Consider the following 2,691-nt stretch of genomic DNA (forward strand, 5'->3'; position numbering starts at 1 on the left):
ATTCTTATGATTAATCCATAAAGTAAATATATTAGAAATATCGGTATATTCCTTATTACTCAATTTTCCATAATAGGGCTTTAAGGGATCATTATCCTCAATCCAAGGTTCAGTTTTCATATTCATAAAACCATTCTCTAGTGTATTTAGACATTCATTTTAAAGTAAAGAAAAAACTAAAATATGTTATTAATTTTTATATGTTTTTTAAAACTTAAAGACCAGACTTCGGTCTAGTTTTTTTCATTTCTTATAACAGCCATTATTTTAAATGAGGCTTATATCCACCATATAATTTTAAGGTTCCCAGAATTTATCCCCCTGAGTTTCATAAAATTTATTAATGAATTCTTCAAAAGTATTAGCAACAACGTACCAATCTTGTCTTTGATCTATAGGTAAGACAACAAAAATAGAGCCGTAATCATTACTATTAGGATCACATCGAACCAACAATAAGTCTGAATCTCCATAGAACTCTCCAATTATTAAGTCACTTTTAAGAGCGTCATTATTACGATTAATTTTATAAATTTTTGAAGCAAAAGTTACCTCCTCAATAGAATATAATTTTAAGCCCCATTGTCCGTATTCTTGATCTTTAAATAGATCTGCACCATTAGATACTGTATAAAAATCCTCTAATACTTTTGGTAAAAGTACTTGGGGTATTTGTGGGTAAATTTTGCATTTTGGATTTAATGAACACTGTAAAGGAAAGGGACATTCCATACCTCTATGAATAGCTTTCTTAGGCTCAATCTCCCATTCATTATGTATTTTTTCTATAATTTCATGAACACTATTCATTTATTAAACTCTTAAAAATCCTTAACTTTTACTAAAATTAACATAATACGAGTTATACAAACCGTGAGCCATTTTCCTACGCTTTTTGCTTCGTGTAACAGCCCTTATGTTAAGTATTTGCAGATATTAAGTCATTGTTTCCACAAATGAATACTGCTTGAGAGCAGTCATCTAAGCTATCCATTAAAATTTCATTCATTCTTTTTTTATGAAAACTAAGAGTGGCATTACTTCCAAATTCACTTTCTAAATCAGATGATAAAATTATAGTGCACTCATCATCCCTTAGCTGATTCCATAAGTTTTGAACTAATTGAACTAATGCGAATCCGATGTTGATTATTTCATTCATTTCATACTGTTGATTATCCACGTAATCCTCGATATGAATCTTATTACTGGAGGCTTCAAACCCTGTTAGATCTCCGTAAACATCAGTTATGGCTTTGTAATTCACCTGCTCTAACCTATCTTTGTAAAAATTAAAGACAATAGCATCCGAATCCTCATAAAAGCCTTCTAGTATCATAAGTTCTAAAATTGAGGGAAGCTGGACATCATATCTGGATAGAAAGAATGCATCCATTTGGGAACTTTGAAGTATCACTTTTACACCTGGAATATTTTTACTGTTATTGAAATTAGATTTTTAGTATTTCTAAAATTAACATAATACACGTTATACGAAATTGAAAAAATCCTAGACTCAGATCTAGGGTTAAAATTTAAAAAACACATAAAAATTAATAATATGGTATCAATATTGTCCCATTGTAATTTGTTTCAATTCTAATGAATTATCAAACTCAAAATGTAAATAATTATCAAATATTTTGTATTTCAGCCAACTGTTACTTGCTCTTTCGGGGGTTCCAAATAAATTAGCTACAGATTGCATCGTACTTTTGTGATTAATACCTGTGATCAGATTTTCTAAAAATGGGTATGGGTAATATTCTTCATTCTCTTTGACGTAGATGAAAATGGTATCTAGTATCTGATGTTCATTAAACCTGAACGTAATACCTCTCTTAAAAAATTGCCAATAGGATAGCTTTTCCCCACCAAAATTAGTCTCTAATGAGTCAAACTCACTTGCAACAAGAATAACTGCTTTCAAAATATATGAACTTGACTCTTTAGTTCCAAGACAAGATAAAAAAAACTCTACATCACCTGAAAAATTCACTTATGACATACCTAAATCAAAATTTTCTTTATCCTTTGGTTTTATCATATTAAAAATGAAATCTCTGATTCAAAGTTAAAATTTTCAAAAGCTGTATCCATTTAACATAAAATATCTTATGTGAAGCAACCTGAATGCAGCGGTGCCCCATTGGGGTGCGTTGAGATAAGCCTCTTTTAGATAACTTTAGCAACTCGATAGACAGTTGCAACTCCACAATTCACTGCCTTGGCAATTTCTTCCTTAGTCATATTGCCAACTGCTAGCAATTCTTTTATTCGTTTATGTTTAGCCTCATTTGCCTTCTTGCCTGTTGGTTTGTAATCCGAACGTGCCAAGCCCTGTTTAATACGTTCTATACGTTTCTCATTGTCCAGGCGGGCCATTGTTGCCAGGAGATCAATCAACATATTGTTAATGAGTTCCAAAATTGAATGAGTAATGCTGTCACTGGTTTGAATCATTTGGTAGGAAGTAGGAAGATCTGCTACGACTAAACGAAGTCCCTTCTCCTGGATCCTGCACTTCAGCTCTTGAAAATCTCGTTGGGTTAGGCGTGATAAGCGGTCAATACTTTCAACTAACAAGGTGTCACCTTGATTTGCTTCGGACAGTAGCTTATTCAATTCAGGTCGGTCTAACTTCGTACCACTATAGTTTTCCACGTACACAATGGTTTCACCCAAATTCAA

4 protein-coding genes are annotated in these 2,691 nt (G+C 32.1%); all 4 read right to left on the reverse strand.

Features of this window, described 5'->3' with window-relative positions:
* Positions 1-297 precede the first annotated feature (297 nt).
* On the reverse strand, positions 298-810 hold the full coding sequence (locus FTV50_RS14625) for an SMI1/KNR4 family protein (RefSeq protein ID WP_180024869.1): 513 nt from the start codon (positions 808-810) through the stop codon (positions 298-300).
* A gap of 109 nt (positions 811-919) precedes the next feature.
* Entirely contained in the window at positions 920-1,396 is a 477-nt protein-coding gene (locus FTV50_RS14630; protein ID WP_218950753.1) for a hypothetical protein, read from the reverse strand.
* Between the two features lie 171 nt (positions 1,397-1,567).
* Positions 1,568-1,999, reverse strand: a complete 432-nt coding sequence (locus FTV50_RS14635; protein WP_180024871.1) for a hypothetical protein — start codon at positions 1,997-1,999, stop codon at positions 1,568-1,570.
* Positions 2,000-2,175: 176 nt separating this feature from the next.
* On the reverse strand, positions 2,176-2,691 hold a 516-nt coding region (locus FTV50_RS14640), incomplete at its 5' end, for a recombinase family protein (protein WP_180024872.1).

The organism is Acinetobacter sp. YH1901134, assembly GCF_013416965.1.
GTDB lineage: Bacteria > Pseudomonadota > Gammaproteobacteria > Pseudomonadales > Moraxellaceae > Acinetobacter > Acinetobacter amyesii.

Coding starts and splice junctions, on each gene's coding strand:
- FTV50_RS14625 (WP_180024869.1), bottom strand. CDS start 810: ATGAATAGTGTTCATGAAATTATAGAAAAAATACATAATGAATGGGAG.
- FTV50_RS14630 (WP_218950753.1), bottom strand. CDS start 1,396: ATGGATGCATTCTTTCTATCCAGATATGATGTCCAGCTTCCCTCAATT.